This window comes from Xanthomarina sp. GH4-25, assembly GCF_045363175.1.
Taxonomy (GTDB): domain Bacteria; phylum Bacteroidota; class Bacteroidia; order Flavobacteriales; family Flavobacteriaceae; genus Xanthomarina.
Window position 1 is genome coordinate 62,644 of record NZ_JBJFLO010000008.1, and the last position, 15,296, is coordinate 77,939.

Consider the following 15,296-nt stretch of genomic DNA (forward strand, 5'->3'; position numbering starts at 1 on the left):
TTAATAATGTTAAATTGCACTCAATTTTAACACAACCCTAAAACTACCTTTTATGAATAAACTGAATTTACTACTAATCATTTTATTTGGATTTACAGTTTTATCTTGCTCTTCTGACAATGATGAACCAAATAATACATCACCAGAACAGACTGAAAAAAAATTAATCAAAATCACTGAAGAAGACAATTATGGTGTATATAAAAACATCTATATCTATAATTCTGAAAATAAAGTTATTGAAATTGAAAGTAGCTTTACAGAATTTGGCCAAAATATCCCTGATGATATTCATAGTATAATTTTTACATATGAAAATGATTTAGTGATTTCAGCCACAGAATATGAGAATGATGAATTGTATCTAACAATTGAATATAATTATGTAAATGATAAACTTGCTGAGAAAATAAGCTACACCTCGAATGGGACTGAAGATGAAAAAATGGAGTTCTTTTATAATGTCAATGGCGAATTGAATGGTTTCATCTTTTATGTAGAAGGAATTCTTCAACAAGAAGTAAGTTATGTTTATTCGAATGGGAATGTTACAATTTCTGAAGACAATTATGACCATTCTGAAATTTCACATGATACTAAGCCAACTCCATATTCTAATTTTACTGATACTAATAAAATAATTTTTGGCCAACTCTTAATACAAAGCTTATCTGATAACAATATTGTGAATGAAATAAGAACTTACAATGTTGGAAATTCCAACGAGTCTATCCGTAATTACGAAACAACCATCACATATGATTCTGATAATTATCCAACAACTAAAATAGTAACAGAAACGTACAATAGTAACACAACTACAATTAGTACTACCACATTTGAATATGAATAAGTTGTTAATTTAAATATTACCAACTATTATAATCTAACGTAAAACATTGAAGCGATTTAATTATAAGTCGTCAACAAAAAATTAAAACCAAATGAAAAAATTGACCTTTACTTTTATAATAGGATTTTTAATAATATCCTGTTCAAATGATGATACTAATAATATTGATGATAATGAAGGACCAAACAATCCTACAGTAATAACTGTAACTACAAGTGATTTTTCAATAACAATTGATGAAAACCCATTATCAGGCCAAGTTTTAGGAACTATTGAAGGAGTTACAAATGAAGGAACCGTAACTTTTTCAATTTTAAATGAATCCTTAAATGGCGCGTTCACTATAAATTCAACCACAGGCAAGTTAGCTGTGAATAATGAAACTTTATTTGATTTTGAAATTAATCCCACTATTACTGGAACCATAAAAGTTTCAAATGGCTCTGTTTTTGAAGAGTCTAATGTAATTATAAATTTAAATGATGTTGAGGAATCAAATATATATGAAGGAAATGTTAGTCTTCTTACTCAGGCAGAAGTAAACGCATTTGGATCAAATCAATATACAGAAATAACTGGAACACTCCGTATAAACGGCTGGGTTACATCATTGAACTCACTTTCTTCAATCATAAAAGTTGGCAGCCTAAACTTAGACAATTGTGTGCAATTAACTAATTTAAATGGTTTGAATAACTTAGCAGAGATAGAATCTGATTTAACTATTTTAAACTGCTATCTTTTAACTGGAATTACAGAACTAAGTAATCTAAATTCAATTGGCAATAACATAAATATACAAGGAAATGAATCTTTAACAAGCTTAAATGAGTTGTCAATCGTCAATTCTATTAATGGTTTTTTAATAATAAATTATAATGAATCTCTTACTAACTTAAACGGGTTAAATAATTTAGCAACTGTCGGCGACTTTCTACGAATTAGTACTAACCAAAATTTAGAAGATATTACGAGCCTAACTAGCCTTACTCATGTAAATGGCCAAGTTATAATCCAAGCAAACACTGATTTGACAACTTTAAATGGCTTAGATAATTTAATTTCTATTGGAGGATTTTTATATATCGATGCTAATTTCTTATTGACAGATTTTTGTAGTATTTCTACTTTAGTGAATAATGAAATAATTGAAGATTATACTGTAACAGGTAATTCTTTTAATCCAACTCAACAAGATATTATTGATGGAAATTGTAGTCAATAATAAATTAAATTAATACGTAATAATGAATTGCTTGGATTTTAGCCCCCTTCTGAAAAACCCTCAAGTTTTTTGCTTTCAGCCAGTTCACTTAGCTTGTGTTTATTTGGTTTATATTTACTGAATTAGTTGCTTAACCACGCAACTACTCATAGTCGAGACCGATAAGCGACAACTCAAAACCCTTCAAAATCATTTACAATAACTCATGAACAAACACCTATTTTGGAAAACTAAAATAAACCCCATATCTTACAGCATCTAATACTATTTCTAACCCATGAACCAAACCCATGAACCACACATTTAAAATTACATTCTTAGCTTTTGTATTCGTTTCATTTACAGCCTGCAAGCAGGAAAACAAAACAATTCCAACCCTACAACCAACTCAAGTAGTTGTTGAAAAACCTATAACCGGATTGGTAGAAGACGTTATAACGAAAGAACAGCAAAAAGCTTTAACACCAGACATGGTGATTCAATCGCTTAAAGATGGGAATGTACGTTTTACCAACAACGATTTAACTTCTAGAAACCATTCGCAACAAGTAAGAAACAGCTCTCTATCTCAACACCCTAAAGCCATTATTTTATCTTGTATTGATAGTCGTGTACCTGTAGAAGACGTCTTTGACAGAGGTATTGGTGGTGTTTTTGTTGCACGTGTTGCTGGAAACTTTAGCAATGAAGATATTTTAGGTAGCATGGAATATGCTTGTAAAGTCTCTGGTTCCAAACTTGTTTTAGTTTTAGGTCACGAGTATTGTGGTGCTATCAAAGCTAGTATTGACGATGTGCAATTGGGCAATATAACACCTATGCTTCAAAAAATTAAACCAGCAATAGACAATGTGGTTTACGATGGTGAAAGAAATTCTAATAACGAAAAGTTTGTGCACCTAGTTTGTGAAAGCAACATAGAAAATACCATGAATCAAATTCGTTTAAACAGTCCTATTTTAAAAGACATGGAAGCCAATGGTGACATTAAAATTATCGGTGGTATTTATAACATGAGCACAGGCTTGGTAGAATGGCTAGAATAAATCTACTCTTGAATTAAGTCTTTGACAAAACTTTCAAATTCATTTACAAATTCCGTGTACTTATCTCCTGTTGCTGGACCATTAAATCCAGTGTGGATTTTACGTACGACACCTGTTTTATCTATAAAAATGGTGGTTGGATAACTCAACACATGATTTAACATAGGCAGTTTTTCTTGTGCAGACACTTTGCTGGCTGTTCCAAATTGTGCTAACAATACTGGATACTCAATATTTAAGCGTTTTTTAAGTCTTTGTATGTTGGCAAAGGCTTGGTCTTCAGTTTTTGTGTATTCAAAAGCCAATCCTACAATTTCAAAGGCTTTGTTTTTGTTGTTTTTATAATAGCTTGTTAAGTATTTGCTTTCATCTAAACAGTTTGGACACCAGGTTCCCATAATTTGTACCAAGACCACTTTGTTTTTGAATCTGACATCATCTAGAGAAACCATGTTACCATTTTCATCAGGAAAGGAAAAAGCCACTTTCTCATAACCTTCCTTTAAAAAGGTTAAATCGTTTGCATCAGGTAATTCGTAAACATCATTACGTTTCGCACTAAAAGGCTCTTTAAAATGGTTTCCAGAGTAGAACATACCTTGCATGGAACTATCTGTTACGGTTGCCGTAAATAGAAAGGCATGAGAACCATCGAAAGTGGAGAGTTTTAATTGATTACCATCTAAAACTCCTTCCAAATACCTGTAATCTCCAGTCGTGGTTCTAAAAGTTCCAGTTACTTTGTTATTGTCTTGTTTAAAAACACCTTTAGCTATATACCTATCAGCTTCAATGTCTGGACTAAACGTGGCCTCCCAGATTCCAGAAACATCTGTTCTAGCTTTATCAACTGTTTCAAAACGTTTGGTTTCACCATACACAGCTGCAAAAGGAACAGTTCGATTTAAATCGTCTTTTATATAACTACCTTCCAAGCCTGTATCAGTAATCTTTGCAGCTATATAACTATCGAATACAGGAGGTTTTATAAAAACAGAATCGTTTCTATAAGTCACCTCATCGACAAAAATCACTTCTTCAGCATTAAAAATCTGAAATTTACTTTCAGATAACACTTCAAACACGAATGGTAGATTGACGCTATCGTTTACTTTCAAAAAAGCTTTGTAAGTTCCTGTTTGTAAAATCTTAAGTTGTTTTGTTTCTTCTTTACAGGAAACCAAAATAATTAATAGACTCAGTAAACTAATGATTCGCATATGTGACAATTTGTATTAAAAGAAAAAAGCGACCAACTGGTCGCTTCTTATTATTTATTTTTTTTTGGGATTAAATATTGGGAGCAACTGAGTCGAGACTTCACCAAAACCAATTCTGGTGCCATCTTTTTCGCAGTAACCACGCATGGTAACCGTATCATAATCGTTTATAAACTTACGTTCTGTTCCGTCTTTCAGTTTAATAGGCTTTTCGCCTCTCCATGTAAGTTCCAACATAGAACCGTAAGAATCTGGTGTTGGACCGGAAATAGTTCCAGATCCCATCATATCACCTGAGTTTACAGGGCAACCATTAACCGTATGATGTGCTAATTGCTGTACCATATTCCAGTACATGTATTTGAAATTAGATTTACTAACAATGGTTTCCTTAGCCGCTTTTGGTGTGATACCTACTTCCAATTTAATGTCATAGCTTTTCTTTCCTTTATATTGTAAATAAGGCAATTGCGGCTTTAGTGGTTTAGGACTCTCCACTCTATAAGGTTCTAAAGCATCCAGTGTTACAATCCATGGTGAAATACATGAAGCAAAACTTTTCGCTAAGAAAGGGCCTAAAGGCACATATTCCCATTTTTGGATATCTCTAGCAGACCAGTCATTAAAAAGAACAAGTCCAAAAATATATTCTTCAGCTTCCTCGATTGGAATGGGTTCGCCAAGATCGTTTGCATCTGTGGTAATAAATGCCATTTCAAGTTCGAAATCTATTAATTTTGACGGTCCGAACACAGGCTCCGTAGCTCCAGCAGGAAGGGTTTGTCCTTGTGGTCTATGAATAGGAATTCCCGAAGGGATTATAGAACTACTTCTACCATGGTATCCTACAGGAATGTGCAACCAGTTAGGCATTAAGGCGTTTTCTGGATCGCGAAACATGGTTCCTACATTGGTAGCATGTTCGATGCTTGAGTAAAAATCTGTATAATCTCCAATTTGAACAGGTAATTGCATTTCAATCTCGTCTAAACGAAATAGGACTATTTCTTTATGCTTCAAGTTATTTTTTAAATCGCCATTTTCAGCATCAAAAATTTGGGCAATTCTATTTCTAACCAAACGCCAAGTTTTTCTTCCATCTGCTATAAAATCATTTAAAGTATCTTGAAGAAAAATATCATCCGTTAACGGTATGCCTTCAAAATAACCTAACTGGTGCAAAGCACCCAAGTCAATAGCTGTATCTCCTATTCTTGTTCCTATGGTAATAATATCATCACGTGTTAAGAACACACCAAAAGGAATGTTTTGAATTGGAAAATCTGAATTTTTATCGACGTGTAACCACGATCTTCTATCTGGATTGTTAGCTGACATTGGCATAACTTTTAGTTGATTAATTTTTGTTAAATTCTATTCAAACCTACATAACTTTTTATTTTTATACTAATTATAAAGAGAAAATGTGGTTTCACTTTCAACATTAAAAAAAATATTAAAAGTGAAGTAAATATATGTTTTTTGATGAATTAAACTAATCAATTTGTTATTTTTGACATGATTTTAACTATAATAGAATTAACACCCAGAAACTCTGAATTTTCGGGTATTTAAAAACAAGACAAATATGCAACGTGACGAACAAATATTCGAATTAATAGAAGCTGAAAAACACAGACAACTAGAAGGCATAGAATTAATTGCTTCAGAAAATTTTGTAAGCAATCAAGTCATGGAAGCTGCCGGCTCAGTTTTAACAAATAAATATGCTGAAGGCTATCCTGGAAAACGTTATTATGGAGGTTGTGAAGTGGTAGATGAAGTCGAGCAGTTAGCTATAGATAGAGCAAAAACTCTGTTTAACGCTGCTTATGTAAACGTACAACCACATTCTGGAAGTCAGGCAAACACTGCTGTTTATGCTGCATGTTTAAAGCCAGGTGATAAAATTCTTGGTTTTGATTTATCTCATGGCGGCCATTTAACTCATGGGTCTCCTGTGAATTTTTCTGGAAAACTATACAATCCTGTATTTTATGGTGTTAAAAAAGAAACTGGACTTATAGATTACGATCATGTAGCTGAAATGGCTGAAAAAGAAAAACCCAAATTAATTATTGCAGGTGCTTCTGCTTATTCAAGAGACATGGATTTTAAACGTTTTAGAGCTATTGCAGACAGTGTTGGTGCTTTACTTTTAGCCGATATTTCGCATCCAGCTGGATTGATTGCCAAAGGTATTTTAAACGATCCGTTGCCGCATTGTCATATAGTAACTACAACAACCCATAAGACTTTACGTGGGCCAAGAGGTGGAATGATTATGATGGGTCAGGATTTTGATAATCCGTTTGGATTAACCCTTAAAAATGGAAACCTTCGTAAAATGTCTTCTTTATTGGATTCTGCTGTTTTTCCTGGAAACCAAGGTGGTCCATTAGAACATATTATTGCCGCTAAAGCTATTGCTTTTGGTGAAGCATTAACGGATGACTTTATGCATTATATGCTGCAAGTAAAGCAGAATGCACAAGCTATGGCAAAAGCGTTTGTAGATAGAGGTTACCATATTATCTCTGGTGGCACAGACAATCACATGATGCTGATTGATTTGAGAAATAAAGATCTTACAGGTAAAGATGCCGAACAAGCTTTAGTAAAAGCAGATATTACAGTCAATAAAAACATGGTGCCTTTTGATGATAAATCGCCATTTGTAACTTCTGGGATTAGAATTGGAACACCTGCGATTACTACCAGAGGTTTAAAAGAAGAAGATATGGAAGGCATTGTGGCTTTAGTAGATGAAGCTTTAATGAATTATCAAGACGAAGATAAACTAACTGCAATTGCAGGGAAAGTCAATGCCTTGATGAGTGGTTTGCCTTTGTTTGCATAAATTATATAGACATAAAAAAAAACCTGCTAATGATGCAGGTTTTTTTTATGTCTATATTTTTCAAGCACAACCTACTAAAGCACCTGTTTTAATTCCGTTTTGTAATTCAACTATAAATTTGTTAATATCATTTTCAATATCGTCTTTGATTATTTTTTAATTTAGAGTCAAATTATTTTAAACATGTGCTTTTCAACTTCATTGCGTAAAAATAGAGAGGAAATTGAGAAAAAACTGCTAAGTCAGATGCCTGCAAATTTTGAAATCCCTTTGGAATATGAACCATATTATCATTTAAACGGATTTACTCATGGTAACTTTTATATTATAAAAATGGATGAGCAAAAATCTATTTATCCTGCAAGTTGGGGTTTAGTACCAGATTGGGCAAAACAAGATCCTAAATCGTTTTTAAAAAAGAGTAATACTTTAAATGCAAGAAGTGAAACAATCTTTGAAAAGAGTTCGTTTAAACAAAGTGCTGAAGCAAAAAGATGTCTAATATTAGCAGATGGATTTTATGAACCACATCATGAAAATGGTTTGTCAATTCCTTATTTCTGTTATCAACCTTCAAAAGAAGTTCCAGAAGGAGATTTATTTATGTTCGCAGGACTTTATACAGAATTAGATGATGATTTGTTTACAGCTACAATTATTACTACTGAAGCCAATGACTTTTTCTCAGAAGTTCATAACAAAAAAAAACGAATGCCTTTAGTTTTAGCAGATGATTTATATGAAGATTGGCTTGATGATGGTGTTAATTCACAAACGTTAAATGAACTTATGGCACATGGTTTTACCACAAATGAATTTCGTGCTCATCCAGTTAGTAGAGATTTTTATAAGAAAGGCATAGACACTAATAAGCCTTATATTGTTGAACCTGTTGAAAAATCCACACTCTTTTAATTATGGATTTAAAGATATTACATTTCAAATGTCAAAGAGTTGTAAAAGGTGCTTATGAAGACTTCAAACATTATATAAAAAATGCCATTTTTGAAGTAAATGATTCTTTAGTAGAAATTGAAATAACATCAATGAAACAAACTATTGGCACTAAGATGAACAATTGGTATGCAGATTGTAATTTTTCTGAAAAACAATATATGTACATGAAACATGTGATTACCTATTATGAAGATATCGCTATTAACTCAGCATTAAGGTTTGCTAAGAAATATTATCGTTCAGAGTTTCATTATCATAAAGAGGATTGCAAGAGACCAACTAAAGGCTAACTGATAAATCAATAGATACCTCCATTAGTCGGAATGACTAAACATTATTTTTATAAAAATCTAAAACATGATATGCTGATAAGCGCCAGCATCTGGTGAAGCTGTTCTAGGTTCACCTAATATATCGAATGGCACTTGACCTGCAATTATTGTATCCCCAATACCATTTGCAGCAGAGTTATTACCAATAATCAAATCGTTTTCATTGGCGTCCCTAAAGTCTGGGCTCAAATTGTAAATATTGTTTTCGTAATGAGGTCCATTTAAATTGTAATTTTCACCAGTAAAACTCCCATTGGTATCTTCGAACCTCAACAAACAGTTTGTGAATTTAAAATTGAACACCACTGAAGGATCTTCAATTTCATCTAAAATAAATTCAGGATTATCGTTTCCGTAAATAATGCAGTTGTTAAAATTAGCCTCGGTTAAATCGGTAATATATCTCGTATCAACAGTATCGAAAAAATTGTTTACCAATAACGCTGGAAATTGTCTAAAACTATTATTCCAGTAATTGGCTATTGTGCAATGCGTTAGGTTATAATTCCCGCCATAGGTGGCAGCAAAGGAACTTTGTCCTGCATTATTAATAACAAGGTTTTCACCCAGAATAGACGTATTTCTTCCTAAAATTCCAAAGTTACTAGAATTGTAAACTTGCGAATTTGTGATGGTTAATTTATTGTTTATAGCATCTGGATTCCCTTCACTTAAAACGCCAACAGCCGCATTTTTAATGGTTGCATAATTGATGATGTTATTAACACTACCATCAAAGAGCCAAATGGTTCCCCACTGTCCTGGAACATCAGAAAATGCAGGTTCTAGCCTATCACCTTCAAAAATAACTTCGTTTTCTAAGAGGTCTTGATCTGCACTTAAATCTCCATTAACATGTAAACTTGCTCCTTCTGCAACTAAAAGTCCAGAATTTGCATGAAAATGTACTCTTGCTCCAGCTTCAACTGTTAAAGTTTCATTATTTGGAACAGCTGCGTAGCCATAGACCACATATGGTTTTTCGTTTGTAAAAGTCAATTCCGTAGGCAATAAGTAACGTCCTTGAATTTCTGTTTCTACTACCTCTCCTCCTATATTTAAAGTCAACGTTTCAATGACTCCGGTGGTATTATCTTTATCTGGATAGATAAAAACAGCGTCTTTGACTAAGGTGACTAATTCAACCGATTGCGAATTAGACCCAGAATCAAATTCTATTTTATCTGTATATAAAAACTCACCATTTAAATTAGGTAAATTATTAATATCAATGGTTGTTTCAATAAACACATACATACTGTCTTTGGCTAGAATCTCCACATTCTGGAATTCTTTTCCTGGCATGCCATCGACATTTAAACGGTATTCTGAACTTTCGCCTAAAGCCAGTCTAATAGATGGAATACTTATATCGTTACTGCTTCTGTTATACACTTTTAGGTTGTAAGTACTTGAACCAATATTGGTGAAAACGGTATCTAAGTAAATGGTGTCTTTTGAAAATTCTAGGTTTCCAGAACTTGGTCCAAAATCTAAATCTTTTCTACAAGAATTGGTGGAGATTAAAACGCTTAAACAAAAAATAAGATAAAAGGCTTGCTTCATTTTTTAATGATCATTTATTAATTGTGAATCATGTACTTGGTAAAAATATAACTTTTGAATTGATGAATTCGTATGAAAGTTCATTTTTACTGAAATATTTTTGAAATCTCAACTGGAATTCTTGCCGGCTTTAAAGTCTTAGAACCCATAAAACACCATGTAGTTTCGGACTTTGCAAGTAACTTACTTGTTTTGTTATTGATAATTTCTACCACTCTTATAGATGTAACGCCTTCAGATTTAATAACGTAGGTTTTTAGTTTAATCACCTCGTTAATTAGCGCCGGACGTTTATATTCTATAAAATGCGACAGCATGATCCAAAAATATGCGTCTGTAATTTCTTTAGGTGCTTTACTTAACCAATGCTGTTTAGCAACCTCTTGAACCCATTGTACATAACGCACATTGTTTACGTGGTTTAGGTCGTCTAAATCATCTTCTGTGACAGTTAATAAGGTCTCGTAAGTTTGCAAGATTAGTTTTCTATAATTTCTACTTCAAAAAGTTTATCCCAACGCTTACCAGTAATAAATAAGGTTTGTGTATCCGGATTGTAAGCAATACCATTTAACACATCTAGCTTTGGATGTTGAGTTACTAATTTTCTTAATGGTGTAAAATCAATTACACCCTCTACAGCGCCACTTTCTGGGTTTATTATGGCTACACCATTTTTATTATAACGGTTGGCATAAATTTTACCATTAACCCACTCAAGCTCGTTTAATTCAACCACTTTTCCTTTATTATGATAAGCTTGAATATAACTTTCTTCAACAAGTGTTTCAGGGTTCAGTGTCCAAATTTTTTCTGTACCATCACTCTTATAAAGTTTCTTTCCATCGTTACAAATCCCCCAACCTTCTTTACTATTTCCGTATTTAAAGCTTCCTGTTTTTTCGAATGTATCAACATCATAAACAAATCCCGTACCTCTCTTCCATGTAAGCTGATAAATTTTATCATTTAAAACAGTTAAACCTTCCCCAAAAAACTCATCGTCTAAATTGATGTTTTTTAACACTTCTCCTGTTTTATAATCTACCTTTCTAAGTTTCGATTCTCTATATTGTCCCGTACTTTCGTATAATTCTCCATTATAAAACTCCAACCCTTGTGTGTAGGAAGTGATGTCGTGAGGATATTCGTTTATAATTTTATAGGAATAGACCTTTGGTGTCTGGTTGTTTAAAATGGTAATATTTTGAGTAATGGTTGCTGTTTCACCTCCAAAATTTAGAGTTGCTTCTACCAGATGATCTCCTAGTCTAAGTGTTTTTAGCTCCACATGTTCAGAAACTGGTTTTCCATCAAGTTTATATTCAACAGAAGCAATCTCATGGCTTTTTGGATTAGAAATTTCTAATTCTAATGTTTTATCTGCTGTTATTGCATGACCTTCAGCATTCGTTTTGATAGAAATATCATTTTTTTTCTGTGCAGAATTACTCCCACAAGACAAGAAAAAAATTCCTAAAATTATGATTGTAAGATGTTTAATAGTATTCATTTTGACTGTTAATATTTTTAGCAAGTTATTTATTAAAATTCAGTTTAAAAAATCATTGTGATAAAATTAAAAGATTGTATCTTTGCATCCGGCAAGTCCTACACAACCAGCTCCTGTTGAATCCTCCAGGGTGGGAACACAGCAAAGGTAAATGGTCGTAGCGGTGTGATGTAGGTAGCTTGCCTTTTTTTGTGCCCAAAAATGAAATCTTGAACGCTCTGTTACAAGATTTTTTTAATTTAAGACGCTCTCACTTTCAAAAGAATCTCTTCTTACATTTTTTAAATCTTTTTCTTTTTATATCAACTTTATGTAATACATTATTAATTTTACATTTTTAACTATACATTTAAAATATGTCTAAAGTTGTATTGATTACAGGTGGTTCTTCAGGAATTGGAAAATCGATTGGCGAATTTTTAATCAACAAAGGCTTCAAAGTCTATGGAACAAGTAGGTCTCCAGAAAAATATCCTCAAAGTAAATTTCCAATTGTAGCTTTAGAGGTTACAAATAATCAAACTATTAAACAAGCTGTCAATGATGTGCTTTCTAAAGAAGGACGTATTGATGTTTTAATTAATAATGCTGGTGTTGGAATTACAGGACCAATTGAAGAAATTCCAGAAGCTGAAATTAAGAACAACTTTGAAACCAATTTATTTGGTCCTATAAATGTGATTAAAGCAATTTTACCAAGTATGCGAGAACATGGTTCTGGATTGATAATAAACATTACATCCATAGCTGGATATATGGGCTTGCCATATAGAGGTATTTATAGCGCAAGCAAAGGAGCTTTTGAATTGGTTACCGAAGCTTTTAGAATGGAATTAAAAGATTTCAACATTCATATGACTAATGTAGCTCCAGGCGATTTTGCCACGAATATTGCTTCTGGACGGTATCATGCACCAATTTTAGAATCATCGCCCTACAAAACACCATATGGAAATACTTTAAGTTTAATGGACTCTCATGTTGATTCAGGCAAAGACCCCTTGCTCATGGCAAAAGCTATATTTAAAATAATAAACACCCCAAATCCTAAAGTACATTACAAAGTTGGTGAGTTTATGCAAAAATTCTCCATTGTGTTAAAACGCATTTTACCCGATAAAGTCTACGAAAAACTATTAATTAATCATTATAAATTATAGTTTCATAAATTGCTTTCTATTAAAAGTGATTTGTAACGTTAACTATGAAAAACATTTTATCCCTCATTATTTTACTCTTTAGTTTTGCTGGATATTCTCAAATTATCAGCATTAATGATTCTGCAGATATAGAATCGGTTTACAGTTTGCAACAATTGGTCGAAGAAGTCTTAATTAGTGGCGACTGTGCTGAAGTCGATAATTTTTCTAGTCAAGTTTATGGTTCTGCAAATCAACATACAACCAAAAGCTATGGTTATTTTAAAAAAGCAACAGGAAGTGCCTTTCCGTTTAATGAAGGCATAATAATTACTAGTGGTAGAGCTCATCCAGCTGGTAACACAACCAATAATTCTTTTCCATTTCCAGATTACAACAATTCTCTACCTGGTGATGCTGATTTAGAATCTGCTTTAGGCATTAACTTTACCAATGATGCTACTTTTATAAAATTTAATTTTGTACCAACATCTCCCGATTTTAGTTTTCGCTTTATAATGGCATCTGAAGAATACGACGGTAATTTTGAGTGTACTTATACAGATGGTTTTGCATTTTTATTACGAGAAGTGGGCACCCCAACTTACACAAATTTAGCGGTATTACCAGACGGTACTCCTGTTAGTGTTACTAGCATAAATAATTCTAATAATTGTGCTGCTAATTCAGACCTTTTTGAAGGATATAATTTGTCTTACACAAACTATGGAGGCCAAACAAAAGTTTTAACTGCAAGTACCACTGTCATTCCTAATCAAGCTTATGAAATAAAATTAGTAGTAGCAGACCAAGGAGATGCAGCATTTGATTCTGCTATTTTTTTAGAGGCAGGTGGATTTAATTTAGGTTTAGATTTAGGAGAAGATCTTACAGTATCTAATGGTAATCCCGTTTGTTCTAACGATGTCCATACTTTAGACACACAAATTCCAACAAACATCGGTACTCATACCTGGTTTTTGAATGGGGTAGAAATTGTTGGTGAAACAAATTCGACTCTAGATGCCATTATTCCTGGAACGTATAGTGTAACCGTTGATTTTAACACCAATTGTGCTGCAACGGATAGTATTAAAATTGAGCATAAAACAATTCCAATGGCCTACCCCATACCCAATCAATTTATTTGTGACGATGATGCTGATGGTTTTTGGAACCTTAACCTCCTTTCTTTAAATAACAATATATTAGGAAATCAATTAGCAACAAACTACTCGGTTAGTTATTATAAAAGTCAATTGGATGCAGATAGTGGCAACAATCCTTTAGGAAATAATTATACGAATCAAGTAGCTTATCAACAAGAAACGCTATTTGCAAGAATTGAAGACAACATCTTTGGTTGCTTCAATACCACTAGTTTTAAAATTAATGTGTTTGATCTACCAATCACAAACCCTTATCTTTATAACCTTTGTGATGATGGTGGAGATGGCAACAACACTAACGGGTTTACTGAATTTGATTTAAGTTCCATTACTAATAAGATATTAGGTACCCAAAATCCAGCGCAATTCAATATTAGCTATCATTTAAATCAGGAAGATGCCAACAATAACGCTTCACCTTTACCTTCTCTTTATACGAATCAGATTAAAGACACGCAAGATATAGTTGTAAGATTAGAAAATACAGATAATACTAGTTGTTTTTCAACTTCAGTAGTGACTCTACATGTACTAAGTATTTCGCTTGAAGAGCTTTATGTGATTTGTTTAGATGCTTCTGATAATGTTATAGATGCTGTTACAGAAACCTTGATTCCTAATCCACCAATAGAAACTTATTACAGCGATGCAGAATACACATTTCAATGGTATTATGGAGAAGAAATTCTTACTACTGAAATTATTTTAGGAGCAACACAATCTTTTTATTATCCAACAACTCCGGGGTATTATACAGTAAATGCTACAGATGTTATTTCTGGCTGTACCATACCTGCAACGACCTTAGTTGTTAGCTCGTATCCTCCAGAAAGTATTTCTGTAGAAATTATAACAACAGCATTCGAAAACAACAATGCTTTAGACGTAAGTGTTGTTGGAAATGGAAGCTATCAATACAGTTTAGATTATGGCGTTTGGCAAGATTATAACATTTTTCAACAGGTAACTGGTGGAGAACACCACATAAGAGTCAGAGATCTTTATAAATGTAACGAGCTCACTTATGACATTACAGTTATAGATTACCCAAAATTTTTCACACCAAATAATGATGGATATAACGATACCTGGAATATTTATGGTATTAGCAATCAATTAGATGCCAAAATATACATTTTTGATCGATATGGTAAATTTATAAAACAATTGAATCCTAATGGAAATGGTTGGGATGGCACTTTTAAAGGAGAGCTTTTAAGCACTGATGATTATTGGTTTACTCTAGAGTATACTGAACCAAAAGACAAAGTAAAAAAGCAATTTAAATCTCATTTTACACTAAAAAGATAACCTAATAAAAGTGTTAATAACTATGATTTTGTTTGTTAAAAACAAAATCGAAACCATTATAAATTGTAATTTTGTACATCGAAAATACACAAGTAAAATATTCAC

The 15,296-nt window shown here is 32.7% G+C and carries 13 protein-coding genes and 1 other RNA gene; 9 read left to right on the plus strand and 5 right to left on the minus strand.

What is annotated here, in order from left to right; all coding sequences use genetic code 11:
- Positions 1-52: 52 nt before the first annotated feature.
- The 3 genes from ACI5KZ_RS12465 (at position 53) to ACI5KZ_RS12475 (ending at position 3,124) form a co-directional block, all read left to right on the plus strand.
- Positions 53-853 carry a hypothetical protein gene (locus ACI5KZ_RS12465; protein ID WP_406847799.1) on the plus strand — a complete coding sequence of 267 codons (801 nt, stop codon included), beginning with the start codon at positions 53-55 and terminating at the stop codon, positions 851-853.
- Between the two features lie 91 nt (positions 854-944).
- Positions 945-2,078, plus strand: coding sequence for a cadherin repeat domain-containing protein (locus tag ACI5KZ_RS12470; protein ID WP_109310068.1), 1,134 nt, complete (start codon positions 945-947; stop codon positions 2,076-2,078).
- A 290-nt stretch (positions 2,079-2,368) separates the two neighbouring features.
- Positions 2,369-3,124 carry a carbonic anhydrase family protein gene (locus tag ACI5KZ_RS12475; RefSeq protein WP_406847800.1) on the plus strand — a complete coding sequence of 252 codons (756 nt, stop codon included), beginning with the start codon at positions 2,369-2,371 and terminating at the stop codon, positions 3,122-3,124.
- A gap of 2 nt (positions 3,125-3,126) precedes the next feature.
- On the opposite strand, the gene ACI5KZ_RS12480 is transcribed toward ACI5KZ_RS12475, so the two are convergent.
- Entirely contained in the window at positions 3,127-4,344 is a 1,218-nt protein-coding gene (locus ACI5KZ_RS12480) for a TlpA disulfide reductase family protein (RefSeq protein ID WP_406847801.1), read from the minus strand.
- 54 nt (positions 4,345-4,398) lie between these two features.
- Positions 4,399-5,688, minus strand: a complete 1,290-nt coding sequence (gene fahA, locus ACI5KZ_RS12485; RefSeq protein WP_406847802.1) for a fumarylacetoacetase — start codon at positions 5,686-5,688, stop codon at positions 4,399-4,401.
- 244 nt (positions 5,689-5,932) lie between these two features.
- Between fahA and glyA the strand changes: the two genes are divergently transcribed.
- The 3 genes from glyA to ACI5KZ_RS12500 all read left to right on the plus strand — a co-directional run bounded on the left by glyA (position 5,933) and on the right by ACI5KZ_RS12500 (position 8,451).
- Positions 5,933-7,204: a serine hydroxymethyltransferase gene (glyA, locus tag ACI5KZ_RS12490; RefSeq protein ID WP_109310072.1), complete on the plus strand. Its 1,272-nt coding sequence runs from the start codon at positions 5,933-5,935 to the stop codon at positions 7,202-7,204.
- A 183-nt stretch (positions 7,205-7,387) separates the two neighbouring features.
- Complete coding sequence (locus tag ACI5KZ_RS12495; RefSeq protein WP_109310073.1) at positions 7,388-8,119, plus strand: SOS response-associated peptidase; 732 nt, start codon at positions 7,388-7,390, stop codon at positions 8,117-8,119.
- Positions 8,120-8,121: 2 nt separating this feature from the next.
- Positions 8,122-8,451, plus strand: a complete 330-nt coding sequence (locus ACI5KZ_RS12500) for a hypothetical protein (protein ID WP_406847803.1) — start codon at positions 8,122-8,124, stop codon at positions 8,449-8,451.
- Positions 8,452-8,511: 60 nt separating this feature from the next.
- Here the strand turns inward: ACI5KZ_RS12500 and ACI5KZ_RS12505 are convergent, their stop codons facing one another.
- The 3 genes from ACI5KZ_RS12505 to ACI5KZ_RS12515 all read right to left on the minus strand — a co-directional run bounded on the left by ACI5KZ_RS12505 (position 8,512) and on the right by ACI5KZ_RS12515 (position 11,572).
- Entirely contained in the window at positions 8,512-10,059 is a 1,548-nt protein-coding gene (locus ACI5KZ_RS12505) for a hypothetical protein (protein WP_406847804.1), read from the minus strand.
- Between the two features lie 86 nt (positions 10,060-10,145).
- Positions 10,146-10,535, minus strand: a complete 390-nt coding sequence (locus tag ACI5KZ_RS12510) for a thioesterase family protein (RefSeq protein ID WP_109310076.1) — start codon at positions 10,533-10,535, stop codon at positions 10,146-10,148.
- A 2-nt stretch (positions 10,536-10,537) separates the two neighbouring features.
- Positions 10,538-11,572 carry a glutaminyl-peptide cyclotransferase gene (locus ACI5KZ_RS12515; protein WP_406847805.1) on the minus strand — a complete coding sequence of 345 codons (1,035 nt, stop codon included), beginning with the start codon at positions 11,570-11,572 and terminating at the stop codon, positions 10,538-10,540.
- Positions 11,573-11,661: 89 nt separating this feature from the next.
- Between ACI5KZ_RS12515 and ffs the strand changes: the two genes are divergently transcribed.
- The 3 genes from ffs to ACI5KZ_RS12530 all read left to right on the plus strand — a co-directional run bounded on the left by ffs (position 11,662) and on the right by ACI5KZ_RS12530 (position 15,191).
- Positions 11,662-11,760, plus strand: an RNA gene (ffs, locus tag ACI5KZ_RS12520) — signal recognition particle sRNA small type.
- 168 nt (positions 11,761-11,928) lie between these two features.
- Positions 11,929-12,732 carry an SDR family oxidoreductase gene (locus tag ACI5KZ_RS12525; RefSeq protein WP_109310078.1) on the plus strand — a complete coding sequence of 268 codons (804 nt, stop codon included), beginning with the start codon at positions 11,929-11,931 and terminating at the stop codon, positions 12,730-12,732.
- 44 nt (positions 12,733-12,776) lie between these two features.
- Positions 12,777-15,191, plus strand: coding sequence for a choice-of-anchor L domain-containing protein (locus tag ACI5KZ_RS12530; RefSeq protein WP_406847806.1), 2,415 nt, complete (start codon positions 12,777-12,779; stop codon positions 15,189-15,191).
- Positions 15,192-15,296: the final 105 nt, after the last annotated feature.

Coding starts and splice junctions, on each gene's coding strand:
- ACI5KZ_RS12500 (WP_406847803.1), top strand. CDS start 8,122: ATGGATTTAAAGATATTACATTTCAAATGTCAAAGAGTTGTAAAAGGT.
- ACI5KZ_RS12475 (WP_406847800.1), top strand. CDS start 2,369: ATGAACCACACATTTAAAATTACATTCTTAGCTTTTGTATTCGTTTCA.
- ACI5KZ_RS12525 (WP_109310078.1), top strand. CDS start 11,929: ATGTCTAAAGTTGTATTGATTACAGGTGGTTCTTCAGGAATTGGAAAA.
- ACI5KZ_RS12530 (WP_406847806.1), top strand. CDS start 12,777: ATGAAAAACATTTTATCCCTCATTATTTTACTCTTTAGTTTTGCTGGA.
- ACI5KZ_RS12465 (WP_406847799.1), top strand. CDS start 53: ATGAATAAACTGAATTTACTACTAATCATTTTATTTGGATTTACAGTT.
- ACI5KZ_RS12480 (WP_406847801.1), bottom strand. CDS start 4,344: ATGCGAATCATTAGTTTACTGAGTCTATTAATTATTTTGGTTTCCTGT.
- glyA (WP_109310072.1), top strand. CDS start 5,933: ATGCAACGTGACGAACAAATATTCGAATTAATAGAAGCTGAAAAACAC.
- ACI5KZ_RS12470 (WP_109310068.1), top strand. CDS start 945: ATGAAAAAATTGACCTTTACTTTTATAATAGGATTTTTAATAATATCC.
- ACI5KZ_RS12515 (WP_406847805.1), bottom strand. CDS start 11,572: ATGAATACTATTAAACATCTTACAATCATAATTTTAGGAATTTTTTTC.
- ACI5KZ_RS12505 (WP_406847804.1), bottom strand. CDS start 10,059: ATGAAGCAAGCCTTTTATCTTATTTTTTGTTTAAGCGTTTTAATCTCC.
- ACI5KZ_RS12495 (WP_109310073.1), top strand. CDS start 7,388: ATGTGCTTTTCAACTTCATTGCGTAAAAATAGAGAGGAAATTGAGAAA.
- fahA (WP_406847802.1), bottom strand. CDS start 5,688: ATGCCAATGTCAGCTAACAATCCAGATAGAAGATCGTGGTTACACGTC.